The sequence below is a fragment of the Olivibacter sp. CPCC 100613 genome (assembly GCF_036959255.1).
In the GTDB taxonomy this organism is placed as follows: domain Bacteria; phylum Bacteroidota; class Bacteroidia; order Sphingobacteriales; family Sphingobacteriaceae; genus Olivibacter.
On sequence record NZ_JAWMTI010000002.1, the window covers coordinates 714,729 to 736,377 of the forward strand.

Below are 21,649 nucleotides of genomic sequence, written 5' to 3' on the forward strand. Positions count from 1 at the left end.
TCATCTTATGAAGCGTATCACATTTTTTTTCACGTACTTTTTATCGGTTATTCCCTTCTCTTGTTTACTTGCGCAAAGCGACTTAGAACAATTGATTCAACAAGATAGTACCCCTCGGGAAAAGGTAAGCGCCACCTTTAAATCCAATCATCTCATTAATGCGCAATCCACCGAAACCATCCATAAAAAGGAACTCGAATTTCGGGTGGATCATCGATTTGGAGATATCGCCGGTGGCAGTGGAGGGATTGGTAATTTCTTCGGCCTTGATCAATCGACCGACATCCGCATTGGTTTTGATTATGGTATATCAGACCAATTCAATGTAGGAATTGCCCGTGCCAAAGGAGCCACAGCAGCTACACAACTATATGAAGCCAATTTCAAATATCGTTTCTTAGAACAAACAACCGATGATGCCATCCCGATAAGTCTGGCATTTTTTGGAAGCGGGACCATAAGCGGTGTCAAAGCATCCGAGGATCCAACAGCGTCGACGTCCTACAAAAACTTCAATGACCGCATTAGCTATGTCAGTCAGCTAATAATGGCCAGAAAATTCAGCAGTCGTTTTTCCTTCGCTCTCATTCCGAGCTATGTACATCGCAATTACACCGTTTTCGGAGACCAAAATGGGATCTTTGCTTTAGGGGCCGGAGGGCGTTTAAAAATCAGCAAGCGTATGGCAATTGTAGCCGACTATTTCCGTCCCTTCCGAAGTCAGGATAAAAAAGAATACGTAGAAAATATCAATCAACAAAAATTCTACGATGCATTGGGAGTTGGTTTAGAAATCGAAACGGGAGGTCACGTTTTCCACCTAAACTTTACCAATGCCACAGCGATTCAAGAATCGCAATTTATCCCGGAAACGACAACTTCTTGGGGTAAAGGACAGTATAGATGGGGTTTCAGCATTTCCCGAAGATTTTCGTTTAACAAGGATCAAGAAAAAACGGGTGGGTATTAAGGATTCCCCACCCACCTGTTCACCGTATTTTGATCCGTTTGTAAAACGATCTTATAAAAATTAGAAGGACGATCCTTTACGGAAAGGATAGCCTGTTTATTCTTTAACGGAAAGGTACCCATCAAACGGTAGGTATCTTTTCCTCCACTCTTCTTCTTATTTTCCGTGCTCACCCATATATTCACCTCACCATCTTGCCCTAAAGGAATCCAAGAAATATCCAACGTGGATTGGTAAAGATGGACGCGTGGTTGGGCTACACTGACCTCCCCTATGAGCTTAATCCCATCCAGCTCCCGTTCGGTCTCTTCCGGAACAGGAATTTGCATAAATTCGGCAATTGTAGGCAGCACATCAACCGCAGCAGGGTATAATAATTTGGCGTAATCATTTTGGAAAACCTGATTACTAATAATCCAACCGGAGCGCTGTCTAAAAGATTGGCCGCCATGCCCCTTTCCCGTACGCTCCTCTCTTCCGTGATCAGTGGTCACAATCAACATCCAATCTTCCCCCTTTTTTTGGCGTTCTTGAACGGCCTGCCAAATACGACCAACTTGCTGATCCATTCTCCGAATAGCCTCTTGATACTGTGGGCTATCACCATACATATGGCCCATATCGTCGGTATACTCTAAATATACCCAAGAGAGGTCGGGAGCTTTCTCTTCAATACATTTAGCGGCTGCCTTACTTACCGCCTCATCGATTGCAGACATAAAATTACGCTCCTTATCATGTGGGTATTTCAAGGTATCCAATTCCAAACCATCAAAAGCATAATCCATTTTTATTTTACCCGTCTCCGGCAATCCTTCGCCAATGAGCTTGGTTCTATTGTCTTGCCAGCTAGAGAAGACACCTATTTTTTTGTCCGGATGGGCATCTTTCAATAGTCTGAAAATTGACGGATAATTATAATTGGGGGCCTTAATATCATTATCAGGAACGTTGTGTTTATTATACCAAACACCCGTTAACACATTATTATAACCTACCGCTGAAATCGTCGGCGACTCGTTATATTGGTCCTTTTCTCCGCCTTGGAAAGCACGTAAATAAGTACCCTGCCTACTTATTGCCCGTAAATTAGGCAAATCTGCTTGTTCAATTACATCAGCAGCAATTCCATCCGCGATAATATAAACCACCTTTTTTGTCGTTTGAGCCGCAAGGAGCTCTCCCCACAAGCATAAGCATAACATGAGTATTTTATTCATATTCTTTGTTTCTTTTCGTTTCACCTTATTGTAATAGCCACATAACACCATTAATATGATCGCCTTCCGGATATTGCCGGCTAACAGCTGCCGCCAGGTTGTCGGCATTGTTTCGCAATTCATCTTCCGGATACATCCAACGCTTTGGTACCTTTCCATTATTCAACACCGCGCCACCACTTACATCAAAGATAGGAAAGCCGGTCCGTCTTTGCTCATAAAAGGCATTCCAACTCGGCAACATAAACGAGGCAATGTATTTCTGCGTCACAATTTCCTTGATTTCATTTCCAGGCGTCAGTTGTTGTAGGCTTTCTTGTGCAAGATACGTGTTTATATCCGTTTCAGGAACTTTAGCAAAAGCCAGGGATGCCTGAATACCTGCTTGATAAAATGCGACCGCATTTCCCGCGATCCACCCTCTCACTGCTGCTTCTGCCAGCAAAAATTGCAGCTCAGAAAAACCAAGTCCGAGAGCAGGTTCATTGGTAGGATTATTATAATAACGACTGTTGATATTGGATACCCGTCCTGTAACTACTTGCGCAGCATTTTCATTGTTGGGCGCACTTCCTAAAACACCTTCGTACGCACGAAAATCTTCCGCTCCGTATTGATTGACCAAAGCCCTTGCCGGTGCGGCATACCTAAATAAACGTGGGTCTTTTAACCCTTTCAACAAATCCACAAAGGTTTTTTCCATATAGTTGGCCGTTTGTATACCATTATTATTGTAGTAGGGATAGCGATTATTCACAATATCATAATAAGGCAAGGATAGGTTGTCTGAATTATCGGTAAAAACAGGATAGGTCGCAGGATCATTTACAATTTTGGCAAAGCGTGCTGCAACGTTTAAGGATGGATCGTTTACCTTAGCTGATAAGGTCATCAGCACTTTTAGTGTGAATGTATTAATAGCCTTTTTCCATTGCTGCAAATCGCCTCCATATATCAAATCACCTGACACGGGTTCCATATCCTTTGCGATCATTGCATTTGCTTGATCTAATTCATTGAGCATTTGTAAAAAGACAGCTTGCTGTGTATCGTATTTAGGTTGAAACTGCTGATTATCTCCCTGCAATGCTTCACTATATGGAATATCTCCAAAAGTCAGCGTTAAATCATACAGATACCAACATTTAAAGAAAACAGCCAATGGAAGGTAGCTTGTCTTTCCTAAACGTTCTGCCTCTTGGTTCATCTTATAAACTTGTCGTAAATTGCCATAATCATTAAAACTTCCCCTTAACCAGTTATAATATTGTTCCGATGATACTGATTCCACATTCACCAATTGACGGCTGGCCATCGCAGCCCCGACGCTGATTCTATTAAACGCCTGCTGTTGAACACTTGAAAAAACCAGGTCGGGCGTCGCCTGGGTTGTTCGGTTCGGGTCTGTTTGAAAATCTTCAAATTTTTTACATGCGCTGAACCCCAGTAGAACAAAGCACATCAAACTTAAAATTCGTATATTCATCTGTTTGTTTTTTAATTCACCTTATTTAGAATTGGAGATTTAGATTGAATCCTATGTTTCGGGTTGAGGGCGTTTGCAAATCATCTAAGCCTCTGTCAGGATCGACATTAGGCATATTAGAAAACAAAAGCAGATTACGTCCTACCAGCGAAATATTAGCGCCACGTATGACCTTCATCCTACTTAACCAAGAAGAAGGCACTTGATAAGAGAGTGTCACCTCCCGTAGCTTTACAAAAGTTTGGGAATAATAGTTATAGTTTGTCTCTGTCGCATTGCTGGTGGTCGTCATGAAATCGATGTAGTTAACCGGCGTTGTATTCGGAGCGAATACCCGTGTATCCGTCACCACATTACCGTTACTATCATACGTTACTTCTCCGTCAGTAACAATGACACCCCTTCCGACATAGGTAGCTAAATTATTATTTGCGTCTTCCCGATATTGATTAACGGTGCCCGGATGTTGCCCACCCCACCACATTTTTTGATTGGTAGTTGAGAACATTTTACCTCCCAAACGACCATCAAATTGAAAACGCAAGGTAAAATTTTGATAATTAAAGGCATTCTCGATACCAAATACCAAATCAGGGTCACTGTATCCGACAAAACGCGTGAAGGGATCCGGTTTTGGCATCCCATTGCTTTGGTACACCACCTGACCGTCAGGTGAACTTTCATAAACAGAAGCAAAAATCTTATCTGCGCGATCACCTTTCTTCAAACGATCCAAATACGGTGCATTTCCAAAAATCTCCGTCAAATAACGTCGATAGGTACTAGCATTAACACTAATATTCCATTTTAGCTTCGCATCAATAGGATTGGCTTGCAGCATCAATTCCCAGCCTTTTCGTTGATAAACATTTCCATTCTCCTGTCTGAAGGCATAAGCGCTTCCCAAAGAAACCGGGATAGAAACGATGTTGTTGTAATCGCGCGTTTGAAAATAAGTCAGGTCGAAGCCAAGTCGACTGTTAAAAAGCTTAAGTTCCATTCCCGCTTCCCAGCTATCGGTGGTTTGCGGTTTGATATCAGGGTTGGTACGCACTTCACCGAAAGTAAGAGAAGGGGTGCCATTCCATATCACACCTTTATCATAAGCCGGTATATAACCATATGCATCACCTTGAAGAATGGCCAATTGATCGGCATTGTTTTCCGCGTTAATAGCCCCACTAGAGACTCTTGCCCATGACCCTCTAAGCTTAAAATAGTTTATGAAGGAAGGCATATCGGTTAGCTCAGACACCAACACGGATCCCGTAAGTGATGGATAGAAATAGCTGTTATTATGGAGCGGTAAAGTGGAAACTTTATCCTGACGACCAGTTACCGTTAAATAAAACGCTTTATAAAATTCAAAATCAACGAAACCATAAGCACTTAATATACGCCGCTGCTGCAACGTGTTCTGCGCTTGCAGTGGACCGGCAGAATTGCTAAGGTTATAAAATTGCGGAATTGTAAGACCATCGGTACTCGATTGCTGAAAGCGTGAATTCATAAAGAAATTGGAACCACCTAATTCCGCATGCAGTCCAAAATTATCAGAGAATGAATGGTCGTATTTCAAAATCGCATCGGTTACGATGTCAAAATAATTTGTCGCCTCTGTGGTATAATTTCCTCTCGAAAAATTGCTGTAACCGACATAGCTCTTCGGTTCCTTCCAGTCGCGGTTTAATCCATATTGATTAATACCCGAACGAAGAGTAGCACTCAACCCGGATGCAATTTGATAATTTAAGGTAAGAGAACCGAAAATATTATCCTTGTAATAGCCCCTTAGAAATTCATAGGCCTGAAAATATGGATTATTATACCAAGAGGTATTATAGTGTCTTTGCTGAATCCCCTCTTGTCCCTCCTGCCAATAATTTCGGAGATCACGCACATCCACGTCCGTTCCGGTCCACAATACCAAGTTGTATAAATAATTAGTCGGACCGTAACCTACCTCCGGAAAGTTGTCACTGTACTCCCTATTATAGTTTAATCGCGCATCGACCTGTAATTTACTTGTTAAATTGTAGTTACCGGATAGATTAAAAGAGGCATTCTGTAAACTGGTATTCGGTACAATTCCTTTTTGATAAATATGCGATAAAGAAGCTCTGAAACTACCTTTCTCGCCATTCTGCGTAAAACTAATATTATTGGTGGCTATTACCCCCGTATTGAAAAAGTTTTTAATATTATCCTTTCCTCTTGAAACAAAAGGAAGCGGAATCCGCTCACCCGTATTGGGATCGATCGGGCTATTGTACTGTGGTGTTTCCCAATATCCACTGGGACTGTTGGGATCCAATTGATCCATCTTCGGTCCCCAGATCCACCCGGCACCTTCCGTACCGCCTCCCTTTCCGTCTACATAAGCATACTGTCCTTTATTTCCATTACCATAAATAGTTTGTACCTTAGGAATTCGTATAAAACTGGGTTGGAACATCGTTGAAGAATTAAATTCAAAAGCCGTTTTATCCTTTCCCTTTCCGCGTTTGGTGGTAATCATAATGGCACCGTTCTGTCCAATAGAACCATAAAGAGCGGAGGCGGCAGCCCCTTTTAATACACTGATACTTTCAATATCATCGGCATTCACTTTCCAGACATCCGCTTGTTGATCGGGGATACCATCGATCACAAATAAGGGCGTTCGCCCCCTTAAGGTGATTCCCGGGTTTTGAAAGAGTTCCGTGGAATTTCTAATATTTAAGCCTGCGACTTTTCCCGTCAATGAGTTGATGTAATTGGGTTCCCTTGCCTTATCCAACGCTTCTCCTTTTACTTCCTGCACCGCGTAACCCAACTTTGCCTTTTCTTTCTTTACCCCCAATGCCGTTATCACCACTTCGGAAAGGCTTTGGTTATCTTCTACCATAACGATCTTCACGGTATCGGTCTTTGAAATGGTAAGTTGTTGTGTTTTATAACCCATAGAGCTTATATTTAGTATAGCAGGTAAGTCAACTTTTAGCAAAAAACGACCATTAAAATCAGTAGAGGTACTGGCTTTTTCCGTTTTAACGGATGCTGCAGGCAAAGGAAGCCCCTGCTGATCATTGACTATACCGATAATCTTTCCTTCTATCGCTTGTTCTTGGGCCATCAATGGCCGAAACACTGAAAATGTTAAACATAAGAGCCATCCGATTTTCGAAATCGAAAGAAGTTTAGACATGGAGAATGAATCTTTCATAAAGACTAGATTGATTGAATATTCGTTTAAATTATAGCGAAGTTCAGGTCTCTATATTAAGCTATCATCAATTGAACATTATTTAATTGATTAATTGAACATTCATTCAAAATAAATAGGTTAATTTGCGTTAACATCGAAAGAAATGGGCAGAAAAAGTTTAAAAGATTTACGACAACAGGAAATCATCAGCACCTTTTATCAGGTGGCGAAAAAGATTGGTTATGAGCATACCTCAATCGCCAAGGTAGCCAAAGCAATGGATATCAATCCGAGCTTAATTATCCACTATTTTGCTACCAAAGAGGACCTTAAAATGGCATTGATCGACTATATATTAGAACGCTATCTACTCATTTACAAACAAGGAGAAACAAAGAAAAAAGGAGTTGAACGGTTGAAGCTTATTGTTGATCGCCTATTCTCAAAAAAGTGGAATACGCTTTTCGATGACGGTCTTTTTTATAGCTTCTATGCAGCAAGTTTTCGTGAAGCCAAAATAAAGGAGAAGTACAAAACGATTTTGGATTCCTTAAGGGACGAGTTAAGAAAAGTACTTGAAGAATTGAATAGCGATGGGAGCACAAACATAGCAGACATTAGTCGCACAGCTGATATGGTGTTTATTCTATTGGATGGAGCTTATTTTTACCTATCACTGGTAGATAACAAAAGCATATTTCAAGAAAAATTAGCTTTATACAAAAAAGAAGCTTATGTCTTATTAGGCATTAACGCTTAGCAACTGCCTTTTTAGAGGTAGCAAGCAAACTAAATTTAAGCAAACTGACAAAGCCGATAAGTGCCCACAAACCGTTGGCAACCGTGTTTGGCGTATCATGATTATATACGGCACTTATCACCAAAAAAAGACCTCCAATTGCATTTAACAATTGGTATTTCCAGCTATTAGAAAGGATATAGCCTACACTCACCAGCAAATAGCCTGTGGTACAACTGGCCACTCCAATCCAACCTAAGAAGTTAATGGTTTCTGCTGACATGTATATGAACTATTCGTCAAAAATAAATAGTTTTCAGCGTTAAAGGTTTAGATATGTTATTAATAAATTGTTAAAAGATCGGTAGAAATGTAAAGAAGCTTGTCCAAAAAAGCCTTTGTTTCCGCTTCAATAAAGAAGAAATAGGTTAGCATTTTTAGACAAGCTCCAGCGGTTCAAAATTGTTATCGCTTATTAAGGAAGGCTCTTAGCATCCAATTTTGTTTTTCGTTAAATTGCATAAAAGCATTGACCATATCATTCGAACCTTCATCATTCGCCTCATCGGTAATCTCAAGTAAATCCCGCTGTAAAGCGATCAATACTTCCAGATCGTCAACCACCGCTTTAACCAAATCGACATCCGACATCCCGATGGTATCAATTTCCTTAATTTCCGCTGTTTCAAGATAGTCTTGATACCGGCTTAGTGGTGACTTGCCTAAGGTTAAAATACGTTCGGCGAGTTCATCAATCGTTGTTATGGCATTATTGTATAACTCTTCAAACTTTGCATGCAGGGTAAAAAAGTGCGAACCTCTCACATTCCAATGACAACCTCGCAGCTTTTGATAATGAACATGATAGTTTGCCAATAAGTCATTTAGGTGATCTACCACCGGTCTTAATTTCTTTTCTTCTAAACTAATTGCTTTTGGATTCATAAAGTATAATTTATTCCGTATCACTGTAGATAGATAACGCCCGGGTCAGTGAATTGTTTTATAAGCTAAATTTAGGTTAGTATACATGGTCGTCTTTTTTCTTTCTTACAAATAGATTATAGTTTTCATGTTTTTCGACATAAATGGCGGTATCTTTCTCAATAAATCCATCCAATGCTACCGCATCGTACCATTTCCCTTCAATTTCTATTTTTCCCGAAGGGCGTAAGGCCGTCTTGGCGATTCCTTCTTTATGAATTAAATCCAGGTTTTTTACCGAAGAGACGTAGCCTTTGTCCGACTGTTGCTCATCAGCCAAAACCAATCGTTGAAAAGCACCCGAACGCAGGATACTTTTACCGAAAATAACACAAAGAATAATGGAGGCAATTGTAGCTGCGATAACAATAACAAATGAGGTCATTACTTGATTCGGTTCAACAGGTTGAAAATTAAAATTCTGGTTGGGCACCATACTGAAGGCCAACCCGCACACCAGCGCGATTATCCCCAAGATCCCCGCAACACCAAAACCCGGGATTACAAAAACTTCGAGTAATAATAAAACAACGCCAATTACAAACAAAGCAATCTCCCAATTATCCGCTAGCCCTTGCATGTATAAGGGTGCGAAAAATAAAAGTGCTGCAATAATAGCAACCACCAATGCAAAACCGATCCCCGGTGTCTGCATCTCGAAGTAAATACCGCCAACGATCAGTAGAATCAGCACACTACTCACCGCAGGATTGATAAGAAAGTTAATAAAGCTATCTACCCAAGTACGTTGATAACGCGTAATGGATGCCCCCTGTAAATTCTCTTTGGCAAGTATCTCGGCAGAATTAGTTACCTCTCCATTAATCATACCTATTTTCAATGCCTCTTGCGTAGTCAACGTCAGCACCTTACCCGCCTCTTTTAATTCAGGCAGCACCACATCCGGGTCCACAAAAGCTTCAGCTACCCGGGGGTCTCTTCCTTTTGCTTCAGCCGTTGCGCGCATTAAGCTTCGCATATAGGATTGGTATTTCTCCGGCATCACTTCGCCCTGTGGGTTTACCACACTGGCAGCCCCAATACTTGCGCCATTAACCATATATATCTTATCACAAGCAAGGGCAACCAATGCACCTGCTGAGGCTGCATTATGATTAATGAAAGCTATTGTCTTCATGTCGGATTCGATGATTTTAGTCCGTATCGAATCGGCATAATTAAGCATTCCTCCATAGGTATTGATTTCAATAAGTATATAAGCGGCGCCATGCGCTTTAGCTTCACTAAAAGCCTTTTCAGTTTGGCGCCAAGCAGCCGGGCCTATCTCCTCATTTAAGTGGTATTGATAAACCTTGGTCGTACCCTGTGCGATTTTGCCTATAGCAAAACCAGGTAGGAATAAGGCTAGCAATAGTCCTATAGAAAGCCAGTTTAACATACGCATATGTTTCATCTAATTCATTTCTTTTAGTATTTTCCCTGAATCGATTTAAAGGGATTTTCCATAAAGATACTATTTTTGTCAAATGGTTGTAGTGGAAAATAGAAAGCTGAAGGAGGAAAGCCGAAAGATGGAGCGAAAAACGTGCATAGCAACAAATAATTAAAATAAATGACAGAAGTATTCGCTCACAAATACGATGGTGCGATTTGGAAAATGGAGCTAAATGAGACCGCAGCCTTGCTCGCAATCGAATGGAGAGATCAGGATGGGCTTCCTTACTTTTCGGTAATCCATTATCCCAGTGGCCGTCTGTTAGCGGATCGTATACAATATGGTGATCGCTGGTGGACTTTAGCCGGCGTGCATCATCATCAGTTGTTATTACAACATTATCCCCAGCCAAATATAGGACAGACGCAGGGTCTGGTAGCCATTGATATTGACAGCGAGAAAGTTTCCTGGGAGCTCTTTAATGTACAATTTATTGAGCTTGTACAAGAAGGGATAGCGGTTAAACAACGATTTGACAATGTACAGACGGTGAGCTTAGTGGACCCCTCTTCCGGCAGTATGCTAAAAGATCGCCAATTACTGAACGAGTTGGCCCCTTTGTTCCGAAATATACGCTCGGCCGCACCTGCTCCCCCCTCTTCCTTATTTCCCTTTACAAGCACCCAGGTTGGTCCCTATTTTTTTCTGGAAAACAAGGAAAAAGAGTTTTGGGCTTATCATGAAAAGAATGGGGATAAGCTTCGGGTTATATTAACGATCGTACAAGCAGGTGTGATACAGCATCGGGAATGCATCATCGATCATTTAGATTACCTACTCCCGGAGGTTTTTTTTATGGTCGACCAACAATTGTTTTTTGTAAGGAATAATAAACGAGAAATTGTTTCGTATTTTGTATAATTGTAATGTATATGAAGAATAAGAAAATATTAAAAGGCTTAGGCGTAACTGTTGTCTGTGTCTTAACAAGTAGTGTTGTTTTTGCGAATCCGATAACAAGGGATTCGATAGGCGTTGAAAACCAAAATGGTAAAAAAGTAATTCTACATAAGCTGCAATCACGAGAGTCTTATTACTCACTGGGTCGCCAGTACAACCTGAAACCAAAAGATATCATCGATTTTAACGCAAATAAGTCACTAAAAGCAGGTGATGTTGTCAAAATACCTACCAACATGCCATTTGCAGGCTCTACTACTACCCCTGTTGCAAGTAATCCAACACCCAGCACAAAACCTCCGGTTAACGGTGGAACAACGGTTACTTCGCAAGCGACTGAATATATTGAGTATAAAGTAGGTGCGAAAGAAACGCTCTTTGCAATCTCGAAGCGTTTTGGTGTAACCGTTGATGCTATAAAACAGGCAAACAATTTAGCCGACAACGCGTTGAAGGAAGGACAATTAATTAAAATCCCGAATACCTCTGTAGAGGCGGCAGCAGCAGACCCCGACGTTGCGAGAAAAGTGATTAGCAACGAAGAACTAAATAACGCATCAGGCGAAACGGGACAACGGTCTGCCAATAATGAGGTGACAATCGATGAAAAACCCGAAGAAACCCCTAAGGAGGACAGTACACCTGCCAATCGCTATGGCATCAAACAGGTGACGGCGAGTGGTATCGGAATCTGGATGGACGACCTAAATGGAGAGAGTGGTAAAATGCTTGCTTTACACAATGCTGCTCCGGTTGGTACCGTGATTAAAATTACGAACCCGATGACTAACCGAACAACCTATGCAAAAGTGGTTGGTAAATTCAATGAAACCTCAGAAAATAAGGATGCTATCATCGTTATCTCTAAGTCAGTAGCCTCGCTCATTGGTGTAATCGATAGAAGGTTCCAGGTTAATATTTCTTATTAATTGCGTAGTTAAGTGGCTAAGTAGTTGAGTGATTAAGTAGTTAATTAGCCGATTTGCTAATGGGACTATTGAGCTTAAAGTGTACAAATAGCTAACGTCTAATAGCGGATATAAAAAATGTTTAAAAAACCTTATGTTATTGGCATCGCCGGTAGTAGTGGCTCTGGAAAAACGTTCTTTTTAAAGTGTTTTCTTAACCATTTCAAAGATCACGAGGTCACATTAATTTCTCAGGACGACTATTACTTTCCTGCTAATACAAAAACACAGGAAGAAAACAAGCTGTACAATTTTGATGTCCCCGCGGCTATTAACCGTACGCTGTTTTATCAGGACATTAGTGCATTGATTGAAGGAAGGACCGTCTTCAAAGAAGAGTATACTTTTAATAATCCGGCCCTTAAGCCAAAGATGCTCGAAATAAAACCTGCCCCCCTATTAATCGTGGAGGGGCTTTTTATTTTTCATTTTGAAGAAATCAATGAACTTTTAGACGAACGTATCTTTCTTCATGCGGAAGAGCATATTGCATTGGAACGACGGCTTCGAAGAGATCTTATTGAACGCGGGTATTTTGAGGAGGATGTCAAGTATAAATGGTATAACCATGTACTGCCGAGTTTTGCCGAATATCTCTTACCTTATAAGGCACAATGCGATCAGGTCATCGAAAACAATGAAGACGATGCGGCGATGATGATGCAGTTGACGGACGAAATTTCAGCACGCTTGAGAAAGAAGCTTTTCTAAAGTCTCATTTCCGGAATCATTCCATTCGCTATAAACTTGCCGGCAGTGGCATTTCTTATTTCTTCAACGCTAAGACCAGGTGCTCTTTCCAATAAACGAAAGCCACCTGTTGAATCGATCTCAAAAACGGCAAGTTCCGTTACAATCTTACGGACACATTTTACACCTGTTAAGGGGAGTGTGCATGAAGGAAGCAATTTGCTTTCACCGGCCTTATTAACCTGCTGCATAGCAACAATGATGTTTTTTGCTGAAGCCACCAAATCCATCGCCCCGCCCATTCCTTTTACCATTTTACCGGGTATTTTCCAATTTGCAATATCACCGTTTTCGGAAACCTCCATTGCGCCCAAAATCGTTAAATCTACTTTCTGTGCGCGAATCATACCAAAACTCATGGCCGAATCGAAAATAGCTGATCCGGGCAATGTTGTTACTGTTTGCTTACCTGCGTTAATTAAATCAGCATCCACTTCGTCTTCTAATGGAAACGGTCCCATTCCTAATAAACCATTCTCCGATTGCAATACGACATGAATGCCTTCAGGTATATAATTTGCTACTAATGTCGGTATACCGATACCGAGATTGACGTAATATCCGTCTTTTACTTCCTGCGCAATGCGCTTGGCAATTCCTTGTTTATCAAGCATAGCTTTTTAATGTGATAATTAGCTAATTAGCCAATGTGATAATATTCATTAATATCAATACGCTTGCTAGTCCGTCAAACTCACCCTGCTTTTTTTAGACGTAGCAATTATTTTTGTAATAATTTTCGAAATTTGTTCCAATTTGGATAACAACATTTGTGTGTTTTCTAGATCATAAGATTTCAAACACAATTGCAACCAATATTCGGTTTCATCCATTTCTTTTGCGGCAATCTTAAACTTATGTATAAAGTCTGACTTACTTTCCGCATTCTGGGCTTCTCGAACATTGGCTCCGATAGAAGTTCCACTTTTAAATAATTGGCGTGCCAGATTGTATCTATATCTCGCTTCTAAGCATTCACAGTAGCTGATAATGTCTAAAGCAAAGTCAAATGTCAGTCTAAGAATGATGTTTTTGTCTACTAAATCTTTATGCATTTACAACTTTATTATTGGCTAATTGGCTAATTAAAAAATTGACTAATTTCTTACCGTTCTCTTCTCTATTCTTTTTTCATATTTTTCACCTTGGAAAATGCGATGCACATAAATTCCGGGTGTATGGATTTGATCGGGATCCAACGTCCCGAGGGGTACCAATTCTTCTACTTCGGCAATGGTTATTTTTCCCGCCATGGCCATGATGGGATTGAAATTGCGTGCGGTTGAGCGAAATATAAGGTTCCCTGCTGCGTCTCCTCTCCAAGCCTTTACCAAAGCAAAGTCGGCCTCAAAAGCCATTTCCAATAAGTAATCCTTGCCATTGAAATTTCGCTTCTCTTTTCCGGCTGCCACCTCTGTTCCCACTCCTGCAGGTGTATATATGGCAGGCATTCCATAACCTGCCGCCAAACATCGAGTGGCCAAAGTTCCTTGGGGGATCAGTTCCACTTCAAGTTCAGCTGAAAGAAGCTGTCGTTCAAATTCTGCATTCTCTCCCACATACGATGCGATCATCTTTTTGACCTGCCTTTTCTGAAGCATTAAACCAATACCAAAATCATCTACACCGGCATTATTGGAAATACATGTTAAGTCTTTCACTTCTTTTTTCACCAATGCGGCAATGCAATTCTCAGGTATCCCGCATAGGCCAAATCCCCCAAGCATAAGCGTCATTCCATCCTGAATGTCTCTAACAGCTTCATCAGCATTGTTCACTACTTTATTAATCATGGCTATATAGTTTGAAATTGGCTACCGACGTTAATTTACAATTTTTGGTGCTATAAAACAAAGAGAATCAAGATAAACCATAGACTCAAGCGCTAAATACGAAGCTAGCACTAACTACGTCATCACATTGACTCCTCATCATATTGGCTAATTAACGACTTAACTATTCCAAAAAATATTTAGAATTAATTTAAATAATGTTTACCTTTGACGGCGTAATTTGATGAAGATGAAGGTATTGACTGCTTTTGAGATGGAATTGATAAGGACCAGCTCTCCATTAGATCCCGAAAATCACAAAGGGATCAATCCTTATGCAAGCTTTTGTTGTGATTTCAAGAAATGTTGTAAAAAATATAAAAAAGGCAAACGTTGTAAAAAATGTCCCGACCGATAAAATGAGTGCAATAAAATTGAGCTTAATTTAAATAGACATATGTTATGCCGTCTCCTCCTCGATCAGCATGTTCATCTTCCATTCGATTGACCTCTGTATACTTTCGTAAATAATCTCTTATCATCTTTCTTAGAATTCCATCTCCTTTCCCGTGAATGATTTTTAAGTTCGGGAAACCCAGCATAATGGCTTTGTCCAAGTGTTTCTCAATGGACTGTAACGCATCTTCTGTACGCATTCCCCGCACATCTAATTCTGGATAAAAACCTGTCAGCTCTTCGGTAACAGAAGCACTATGGGACCTTCGAATTTCTTTTGGAACTTCTTTATTTGCTACTTTTTCTACGCGTTTTCTTTTCACAACAGACCGTAAATCACCCATCGCCAAGATGAGATTGTCTTTGGCCACTTCCAATACTTGAGCCACATTTCCTGATTCAATGATTTTCACCCAATCGCCAACATTGATTTCCTGATGACTGGTTATAGGCGGAAGCTTGACCTTAGGTTCTTTAATTTGATGACGCTCAAGCTCCTGCTGCAAATGTTGTCTTACTACTTTTGTTTTTTCCCGGTCTGCTTTACTCTCCTTAATCTCAGCGATCGTGTTTTCCACTAGCTTATTGGCATTTTTGATGATTTCCTGTGCCTCCAATTTCGCTTGCTTAAGAATCGTTTTTTTATTCTCATCGAGATAGCGCTGAAGCGCCTCTGTATCCTCTTGCAGCTTATTAAGTGTCGATTCTCTTTTTTCCACCAAACGTTTTGTATCCAGAATCGTCTTTTTTTCGCGCTCTAAATCAACCAACAAGGTATCTACCCGCTTTTGCTGCGCACCGATTTTTTGCTTTGCGGCTTGCAGAACTTCCGGTGGTAGTCCGATTTTCTGCGCAATTTCGAAGGCATAAGAGCTGCCTGGTTTTCCGATCTCTAAAATATAAAGAGGACGCATAGCTGCGTTATCAAAAAGCATCGAGGCGTTTTCCAAACCCGCTGTCGCATTTGCGAAGCTTTTCAGATTAGAATAGTGTGTTGTAATCACCCCTCTTATCTTTTTACGATTTAACACCTCCAATACGGCCTCTGCGATTGGTCCACCAAATTGCGGATCAGTTCCTGTACCAAATTCGTCAATCAGCACCAAGGTCTTCGCATTCGCCTGTTCTGTAAAATATTTCATTTTCGAAAGGTGGGCGCTATAGGTACTTAGATCACTTTCGATTGACTGATCGTCGCCGATATCGGCAAAAAATTGCTTGAAAATCCCCACTGTAGACGACTCGTCGGCCGGGATCAATAGGCCGGCCTGCGCCATGATTTGCAACAGGCCAATCGTTTTCATTGCTACCGATTTTCCACCGGCATTGGGCCCCGAAACAACAATTACACGTTGTTCATTCTCAATCTTAACATTTAGTGGCACCACGGTTTGCTTCTCTTTCTTGAAATTAAGCATGAGAAGTGGATGTCTAGCATTTATTAATTCGACAGCAGCCTCCTTCGACAGTTGCGGCATCTCTGCTTCCAATTCAAGGGCGAAAAGTGCTTTCGCTCTTACAAAATCAAGTTTACTGAGCAATCCATGATACGCCGTTAAGAGCGGAATATTTGGACGAAGTGCATCCGTTAGCTCAATTAATATACGGATAAGTTCTCTTCGCTTATCGAACTCAAGATCGCGGACCCTGTTGTTTAAATGAAAGACTTCTTCCGGCTCGATGAAAACCGTTTGTCCCGTAGCGGACTCGTCGTGGATAAAGCCCTTCATCTTGCGTTTATTTTCCGCCAATAGCGGGATACATAAACGCCCGTCTCGCACGGTGAGGTTACCATCTGCCGTCCAACCATTTCCCTGCGCACTTTTAAAAACCTGATCGATCCGTTTGCGTGCTTCCTGTTCTGCCTTGGAAATATTGGCGATGATGTCTGCAAATAGCGGAGAAGCATTCGGCTTGACTTTCCCTTTGGCGTCAATGACACGTTCAATTGCGTTGACAATCCCTTTTTCTATGGGCAGATGCTCAAAAAGTGCTTCCAAATTAGGATAAAGTCCATTTCGATCATTAAAATAACGAATAACCGCAAATACGGTCTTCAGCGAAAGTAATACGTGAAAAAATTCTTCCTCCGTTAAAAAAACACCTTCAACTCGCGCCTTTTCAGCAAGTGCACGTATGGGATATAAATGTTCTATTGGTAAGGGCGCGTCATTCTGTAGAATTTCTTTAAATTCATAGGTCTGACGCATAAATTTATTGATTTGATCGAACTGATGCATGGGCTGAATTTTATCCACCATTTGACGCCCCATTTCGCTCAAACAATATGTTTTTATAAGTGCCTTGATTTCGGTAAAACCTAACTTATCAACGGCATTTTCAGGATATATCATTTTATTTTAACTTTAGATAGCTATTGGTTGTCGATTAATCGCTATTAGCATTCATCAGGAATAACTACTCGACTACTCAACCACTTAACTACTTAACCGTCGCCTTCATTTTCAACGAATCCGTCGATTTGGACTTCGCGCTTGAATCTATCGGTATCAATAAGGTGCTCAACTCATTGTTTCCCTCGGGAACGTATAGCATTCGTTTAACCAATGCCTTTTCCAAGGGTAAAGACCAAGGTTTGAGCTTAAGCTTGGACGAATCAGCATCTTTCCAGTAAAGCAATTTTTCAGTCAGCTCAAAATTCACTGAATCTGTTTTTATTGCATGCAAACTATCCTTAACCGAGGCGCTTTTGATCGAATCGGCCACATACACCTTTCTCATTTTAGCATCTATCTTTGCTTGTTCATCCGTTTGATATTGCTGCAATTTCTTTTGTACCTCTGCATAAATTTGGTTCAATAGCCCCGGTTTCTTCGAGTAGAAAACCAAACTCTTGTTAAATCCCGCCGAATCAGTATCGTATTTCTTAAAGATGGAGGCGTAATAATTTTTCGCCAATAAGCGCGATGAATCCATCGGTAAGGAAGTTAAATATCCTTCCGCCAAGTGAAAGTCGCACAAAAGTGGGACCATCTTCTTTTGAGCAATTACTCCTTCAGGCAACTTCTCTTTATTACAAGCCACTAACAAAAACACTGAAAGAATTGCTATTAATAACCGAGTCATTTCTTTAAATTCGCACAAACTTAGATAAAATGCTTTTCATATGCAATTGGTAGCGTCCGCATAGGGAAAACAGCAAAAGGAACTCGTCGCTTTCTGCCTACCACAGGCGGGCAATCAGCAAAAAATTAAAAGAAATGAGTATTAGTGACAATTTACAGAAAATTAAACAAGAAACCGATTCAGTAGGTGTAACCTTAGTTGCCGTTTCAAAAACGAAATCAGTAGCAGCAATTCAAGAAGCCTATGATGCAGGGCAACGTATCTTCGGGGAAAACCAGGTGCAGGAATTGCGTGATAAATATGAACTTTTGCCAAAAGATATTGAATGGCATATGATCGGCCATTTACAAACAAATAAAGTAAAATACATCGCTCCTTTCATCAAGTTGATTCATTCCGTTGATAGTCTAAAACTGCTTCAAGAGATTAACAAACAAGCTTTAAAACATAACCGCACGATCGACTGTCTTCTGCAAATCTATATTGCAGATGAAGAAACAAAGTTCGGCCTAGCTTACGACGAAGCAATTGAGTTACTACGATCGGATGATTTCGGTACACTTAAAAATATTCGCATTGTCGGTTTAATGGGACTTGCCACCAATACGGATAACGAAAAAATGATCCGAGAGGAATTTTATGAGCTAAAAACACTTTTCAATGGGATTAAAGTGAGCTTCTTCCGAAAAAAGGCACATTTTAACGAATTATCGATGGGGATGTCATCCGATTATAAGATTGCCATTGAACAAGGGAGCACCATGATTCGGTTGGGGAGCACTATATTTGGATCACGCTGAGCTGTTGAAACGTTGAGTCGTTGAGTCGTTAGGCAACCACTAAACTACTTTCCTACTAAACTATTCAACTACTTTCCCACTTAACTACTTAACTATTTTTACTATACAAAGCAATGATACGTAAAGCACGAAAAGAAGATTGTCCAAGAATTTTAGAGTTGATACACGAATTAGCGTTATATGAAAAAGCACCGGAAGAAGTAACCGTTTGCCTCGAAGAAATGGAAGATGCCGGTTTTGGTGTTCATCCGGTATGGGAAGCATTCGTTGCTGACATTGATGGCACGATACAAGGCATTGCCCTGTACTATATCCGTTATTCGACTTGGAAAGGTCGAAGGATTTATTTAGAAGACTTAATTGTTACGGAAGAAATGCGCGGCAAGGGCATCGGCAAACTTTTGTTCGATCAAGTTATTGAAGAGATGCGAAATAAAGGCTATAGCGGCATGGTATGGCAAGTATTGGAATGGAATGAACCCGCGATTAACTTTTATAAAAAGTATGAAGCCACTTTTGATCCCGAGTGGGTCAATGTTTCCATAAACAATTAACCTATTACCTTGTTAACTTGTTTAAAATGCGATCTTATCTCTTTTTTAGGTTTAACAAAGCGAATATGTTTAACACAAGAAAATCCTTCGGGATAAATACGAGTCTGCCATTCTTTTTTGCATTCTTCCTATTAACGTCATGCAATCAACCCAACGAACAGCGGTCGGTGACAAAAAGTGATACACTCCGCTACGTTTATCAGCATTATGCCTTATCCAGCAAAGAAGTAGTCGAAAATGATGGAAAAAAAGATACGACTTATTTCAAAGCAGACTTCCCTGTTTTTGAGCAGAAAGAGATCGATGCGCTCATTAAAAAGCAATTCACAGCCAATAGACAACCGGACACACAATATACTTCCATTGAGCAAGAGGCAAAGGCCTTCATTGAGAACTATGAAGATTTTGTAAAAATGGATGAATATCCTCGCGCCTGGTATGCTGAAATGCATGCCAAGGTGCTAGAAAACAAGGCCTCTTATCTTTCCCTCTCCTTAGAGCTCAGCGATTATACGGGCGGAGCACATGGAAACTACGCCACGCTTTTCTACAATTATGACCCTTCCAAAGTTGACACGATTGGTCTGGAAAAAGTTATCAATTCAGACAGGTTCGAAACCTTGACGAAGATTGCAGAAGGTATCTTCAGAGAGCAAGAAGGCCTGTCTTCAGCACAAAGTTTAGATGAGTCCTATTTTTTTGAAGATAATCGTTTTCATTTAAACAATAACTTTACCTTAACCCCAAAAGGTTTATTATTTTTGTACAACGTATATGAGATCAAACCTTATGCGGCAGGCGTCACCAAGCTGATGATCCCTTACGAGCAAATTGATTCATTGATGAGTGAGGAAGGAAAGCGTATACGTACTCAGCTAGTACAAGATATTACAACGAATTAATGCAGGTATTTAAATTTGGAGGTGCATCCGTAAAAGATGCAGACGGGGTTCGAAATGTTGCCCGTATCGTAGAACAGTATAAAGATCAACAATTAATCATCGTAGTTTCAGCCATGGGAAAAACTACGAATTTACTAGAAGAAGTAACACATGCGTATTTTAACAACGAGCCCGTGTTACATAAGCTGTTCGAAAAGGCAAAAATATTTCACGAAGAAATCCTACACGAACTATTTGAAGATAAACAAAATCCCATTTTTGACGAAGTAGCTAATTTTTTTGTAGAGATCGACTGGATCATTGAAGAAGAACCACAGGATACGTATGATTATTTATATGATCAGATCGTCTCTATCGGAGAGCTTGTATCCTCCCGCATTATAGAAGCATACTTGAAAAAGGTTGGTACCCCTAGTCTATGGATTGATGCGAGAAACTATATCCATACCGACAACACTTTCCGAGAAGGACAGGTGGATTGGGAAAAGACCGAACGCAGCATGCAATCTTCGATTCCTACCTTATTAGAGAAAAACATCCTGGTTACGCAAGGTTTTATTGGCAGTACTTCCGAAAACTTCACCACAACACTAGGTCGAGAGGGCTCTGACTATACGGCAGCAATTTTTGCGGCTTCCTTGGATGCGAGCTTAGTAACTATCTGGAAAGATGTTCCCGGTGTGCTCAATGCCGATCCTAAATGGTTCGATTCGACCGAATTGATAGCAGAACTTTCTTATTTAGACGCGATAGAGCTGACCTATTATGGTGCAACGGTTATCCACCCTAAAACGATTAAACCTTTACAAAATAAAGGAATTGCGCTGGCGGTACGCTCTTTCATTGATATACAGCGCAATGGTACCATCATACGCGCCACCAACAACCCCCTTCCCGTCTCGTCGTTTATCTTTAAAGTAAATCAGGTACTCATTTCTATATTGCCAAAAGATTTTTCTTTCATTGTTGAAGACAATTTCAGTCATATCTTTGATGTTTTTGCCAAACATCGATTAAAAATCAACATGATGCACAACAGTGCCGTAAGCTTTTCGGTAAGTGTTGATTACGATGAACAAAACATCGTTTCGTTGATCAAAGAATTAAAGAAACAGTATGATGTGGAGTTTACGCGTGATCTAGAGCTTGTTACCATCAGATACTATAACCAACAGACCATTGAACGAGTATTGGTCAATAAAGAAGTAATTATGCAGCTACAGGATAACTACACTTGTCAAATGTTAATCCGGTCGATTGGATAGTTAATAGTTCGTTGCGTTGAAAGTTGTTGAGTAGTGGGTTAGCTAATGAGCGATGTGATGTTAGCCAATTTGGCTGCTCTTATGCTCAGTGCCCTGTTAATAGTTAAGAAGTGGAATAGTTAAGTAGCCGAGAGAGTAGTTGAGCGTTAAAAA

At 40.6% G+C, this 21,649-nt stretch carries 20 protein-coding genes; 9 read left to right on the forward strand and 11 right to left on the reverse strand.

Annotated features, from left to right (window positions below; all coding sequences use genetic code 11):
• The first annotated feature begins 7 nt into the window (after positions 1 to 7).
• A complete protein-coding gene (locus tag RYH73_RS09480) occupies positions 8 to 970 on the forward strand; it encodes a DUF5777 family beta-barrel protein (RefSeq protein WP_335313178.1) in 963 nt (320 codons plus the stop codon).
• Here RYH73_RS09480 and RYH73_RS09485 read toward each other — a convergent pair.
• From RYH73_RS09485 to RYH73_RS09495, 3 genes are read right to left on the reverse strand one after another with little or no spacing between them, the layout of a single operon-like run.
• Entirely contained in the window at positions 967 to 2,190 is a 1,224-nt protein-coding gene (locus tag RYH73_RS09485) for an alkaline phosphatase family protein (RefSeq protein ID WP_335313179.1), read from the reverse strand. The two genes, RYH73_RS09480 and RYH73_RS09485, sit on opposite strands and share 4 nt — an antisense overlap.
• 25 nt (positions 2,191 to 2,215) lie before the next feature.
• Positions 2,216 to 3,676 carry a SusD/RagB family nutrient-binding outer membrane lipoprotein gene (locus tag RYH73_RS09490; protein WP_335313180.1) on the reverse strand — a complete coding sequence of 487 codons (1,461 nt, stop codon included), beginning with the start codon at positions 3,674 to 3,676 and terminating at the stop codon, positions 2,216 to 2,218.
• Positions 3,677 to 3,701: 25 nt separating this feature from the next.
• Positions 3,702 to 6,881, reverse strand: a complete 3,180-nt coding sequence (locus tag RYH73_RS09495; protein WP_335313181.1) for a SusC/RagA family TonB-linked outer membrane protein — start codon at positions 6,879 to 6,881, stop codon at positions 3,702 to 3,704.
• A gap of 145 nt (positions 6,882 to 7,026) precedes the next feature.
• Between RYH73_RS09495 and RYH73_RS09500 the strand changes: the two genes are divergently transcribed.
• On the forward strand, positions 7,027 to 7,623 hold the full coding sequence (locus RYH73_RS09500) for a TetR family transcriptional regulator (RefSeq protein ID WP_335313182.1): 597 nt from the start codon (positions 7,027 to 7,029) through the stop codon (positions 7,621 to 7,623).
• On the opposite strand, the gene RYH73_RS09505 is transcribed toward RYH73_RS09500, so the two are convergent.
• From RYH73_RS09505 to RYH73_RS09515, 3 genes are all read right to left on the reverse strand, one after another.
• Entirely contained in the window at positions 7,613 to 7,885 is a 273-nt protein-coding gene (locus RYH73_RS09505; protein WP_335313183.1) for a CBU_0592 family membrane protein, read from the reverse strand. The genes RYH73_RS09500 and RYH73_RS09505 overlap by 11 nt on opposite strands.
• Positions 7,886 to 8,067: 182 nt before the next feature.
• On the reverse strand, positions 8,068 to 8,547 hold the full coding sequence (locus RYH73_RS09510; protein WP_335313184.1) for a Dps family protein: 480 nt from the start codon (positions 8,545 to 8,547) through the stop codon (positions 8,068 to 8,070).
• 76 nt (positions 8,548 to 8,623) lie between these two features.
• Positions 8,624 to 10,000: an NfeD family protein gene (locus tag RYH73_RS09515; RefSeq protein ID WP_335313185.1), complete on the reverse strand. Its 1,377-nt coding sequence runs from the start codon at positions 9,998 to 10,000 to the stop codon at positions 8,624 to 8,626.
• 159 nt (positions 10,001 to 10,159) lie between these two features.
• Between RYH73_RS09515 and RYH73_RS09520 the strand changes: the two genes are divergently transcribed.
• The 3 genes from RYH73_RS09520 (at position 10,160) to RYH73_RS09530 (ending at position 12,621) form a co-directional block, all read left to right on the forward strand.
• The gene (locus tag RYH73_RS09520) at positions 10,160 to 10,903 is read left to right on the forward strand and encodes a DUF4905 domain-containing protein (protein WP_335313186.1); all 744 of its coding nucleotides are present in this window, start codon (positions 10,160 to 10,162) and stop codon (positions 10,901 to 10,903) included.
• Positions 10,904 to 10,914: 11 nt separating this feature from the next.
• Complete coding sequence (locus RYH73_RS09525) at positions 10,915 to 11,871, forward strand: LysM peptidoglycan-binding domain-containing protein (RefSeq protein WP_335313187.1); 957 nt, start codon at positions 10,915 to 10,917, stop codon at positions 11,869 to 11,871.
• 117 nt (positions 11,872 to 11,988) lie between these two features.
• The gene (locus tag RYH73_RS09530; protein WP_335313188.1) at positions 11,989 to 12,621 is read left to right on the forward strand and encodes a uridine kinase family protein; all 633 of its coding nucleotides are present in this window, start codon (positions 11,989 to 11,991) and stop codon (positions 12,619 to 12,621) included.
• Here the strand turns inward: RYH73_RS09530 and RYH73_RS09535 are convergent.
• From RYH73_RS09535 to RYH73_RS09555, 5 genes are all read right to left on the reverse strand, one after another.
• Entirely contained in the window at positions 12,618 to 13,274 is a 657-nt protein-coding gene (locus RYH73_RS09535) for a 3-oxoacid CoA-transferase subunit B (protein WP_335313189.1), read from the reverse strand. The genes RYH73_RS09530 and RYH73_RS09535 overlap by 4 nt on opposite strands.
• A 66-nt stretch (positions 13,275 to 13,340) precedes the next feature.
• Entirely contained in the window at positions 13,341 to 13,715 is a 375-nt protein-coding gene (locus RYH73_RS09540; RefSeq protein ID WP_335313190.1) for a four helix bundle protein, read from the reverse strand.
• Between the two features lie 42 nt (positions 13,716 to 13,757).
• Positions 13,758 to 14,453 carry a CoA transferase subunit A gene (locus tag RYH73_RS09545; protein ID WP_335313191.1) on the reverse strand — a complete coding sequence of 232 codons (696 nt, stop codon included), beginning with the start codon at positions 14,451 to 14,453 and terminating at the stop codon, positions 13,758 to 13,760.
• Between the two features lie 419 nt (positions 14,454 to 14,872).
• Positions 14,873 to 17,242, reverse strand: coding sequence for an endonuclease MutS2 (locus tag RYH73_RS09550; protein WP_335313192.1), 2,370 nt, complete (start codon positions 17,240 to 17,242; stop codon positions 14,873 to 14,875).
• Between the two features lie 88 nt (positions 17,243 to 17,330).
• Entirely contained in the window at positions 17,331 to 17,975 is a 645-nt protein-coding gene (locus RYH73_RS09555) for a DUF4296 domain-containing protein (protein WP_335313193.1), read from the reverse strand.
• 134 nt (positions 17,976 to 18,109) lie between these two features.
• Here RYH73_RS09555 and RYH73_RS09560 point away from each other — a divergent pair, with 134 nt between their 5' ends.
• The 4 genes from RYH73_RS09560 (at position 18,110) to RYH73_RS09575 (ending at position 21,496) form a co-directional block, all read left to right on the forward strand.
• Positions 18,110 to 18,775 (forward strand): YggS family pyridoxal phosphate-dependent enzyme, encoded by a 666-nt coding sequence (locus tag RYH73_RS09560; protein WP_335313194.1) that lies wholly within the window; start codon positions 18,110 to 18,112, stop codon positions 18,773 to 18,775.
• A gap of 113 nt (positions 18,776 to 18,888) precedes the next feature.
• Positions 18,889 to 19,329, forward strand: coding sequence for a GNAT family N-acetyltransferase (locus RYH73_RS09565; RefSeq protein WP_335313195.1), 441 nt, complete (start codon positions 18,889 to 18,891; stop codon positions 19,327 to 19,329).
• A gap of 65 nt (positions 19,330 to 19,394) precedes the next feature.
• A complete protein-coding gene (locus RYH73_RS09570; protein ID WP_335313196.1) occupies positions 19,395 to 20,231 on the forward strand; it encodes an RsiV family protein in 837 nt (278 codons plus the stop codon).
• Positions 20,231 to 21,496 carry an aspartate kinase gene (locus RYH73_RS09575; RefSeq protein ID WP_335313197.1) on the forward strand — a complete coding sequence of 422 codons (1,266 nt, stop codon included), beginning with the start codon at positions 20,231 to 20,233 and terminating at the stop codon, positions 21,494 to 21,496. Before RYH73_RS09570 ends, RYH73_RS09575 begins: the two co-directional genes overlap by 1 nt.
• Positions 21,497 to 21,649 lie beyond the last annotated feature (153 nt).

Coding starts and splice junctions, on each gene's coding strand:
- RYH73_RS09480 (WP_335313178.1), top strand. CDS start 8: ATGAAGCGTATCACATTTTTTTTCACGTACTTTTTATCGGTTATTCCC.
- RYH73_RS09485 (WP_335313179.1), bottom strand. CDS start 2,190: ATGAATAAAATACTCATGTTATGCTTATGCTTGTGGGGAGAGCTCCTT.
- RYH73_RS09490 (WP_335313180.1), bottom strand. CDS start 3,676: ATGAATATACGAATTTTAAGTTTGATGTGCTTTGTTCTACTGGGGTTC.
- RYH73_RS09495 (WP_335313181.1), bottom strand. CDS start 6,881: ATGAAAGATTCATTCTCCATGTCTAAACTTCTTTCGATTTCGAAAATC.
- RYH73_RS09500 (WP_335313182.1), top strand. CDS start 7,027: ATGGGCAGAAAAAGTTTAAAAGATTTACGACAACAGGAAATCATCAGC.
- RYH73_RS09505 (WP_335313183.1), bottom strand. CDS start 7,885: ATGTCAGCAGAAACCATTAACTTCTTAGGTTGGATTGGAGTGGCCAGT.
- RYH73_RS09510 (WP_335313184.1), bottom strand. CDS start 8,547: ATGAATCCAAAAGCAATTAGTTTAGAAGAAAAGAAATTAAGACCGGTG.
- RYH73_RS09515 (WP_335313185.1), bottom strand. CDS start 10,000: ATGAAACATATGCGTATGTTAAACTGGCTTTCTATAGGACTATTGCTA.
- RYH73_RS09520 (WP_335313186.1), top strand. CDS start 10,160: ATGACAGAAGTATTCGCTCACAAATACGATGGTGCGATTTGGAAAATG.
- RYH73_RS09525 (WP_335313187.1), top strand. CDS start 10,915: ATGAAGAATAAGAAAATATTAAAAGGCTTAGGCGTAACTGTTGTCTGT.
- RYH73_RS09530 (WP_335313188.1), top strand. CDS start 11,989: ATGTTTAAAAAACCTTATGTTATTGGCATCGCCGGTAGTAGTGGCTCT.
- RYH73_RS09535 (WP_335313189.1), bottom strand. CDS start 13,274: ATGCTTGATAAACAAGGAATTGCCAAGCGCATTGCGCAGGAAGTAAAA.
- RYH73_RS09540 (WP_335313190.1), bottom strand. CDS start 13,715: ATGCATAAAGATTTAGTAGACAAAAACATCATTCTTAGACTGACATTT.
- RYH73_RS09545 (WP_335313191.1), bottom strand. CDS start 14,453: ATGATTAATAAAGTAGTGAACAATGCTGATGAAGCTGTTAGAGACATT.
- RYH73_RS09550 (WP_335313192.1), bottom strand. CDS start 17,242: ATGATATATCCTGAAAATGCCGTTGATAAGTTAGGTTTTACCGAAATC.
- RYH73_RS09555 (WP_335313193.1), bottom strand. CDS start 17,975: ATGACTCGGTTATTAATAGCAATTCTTTCAGTGTTTTTGTTAGTGGCT.
- RYH73_RS09560 (WP_335313194.1), top strand. CDS start 18,110: ATGAGTATTAGTGACAATTTACAGAAAATTAAACAAGAAACCGATTCA.
- RYH73_RS09565 (WP_335313195.1), top strand. CDS start 18,889: ATGATACGTAAAGCACGAAAAGAAGATTGTCCAAGAATTTTAGAGTTG.
- RYH73_RS09570 (WP_335313196.1), top strand. CDS start 19,395: ATGTTTAACACAAGAAAATCCTTCGGGATAAATACGAGTCTGCCATTC.
- RYH73_RS09575 (WP_335313197.1), top strand. CDS start 20,231: ATGCAGGTATTTAAATTTGGAGGTGCATCCGTAAAAGATGCAGACGGG.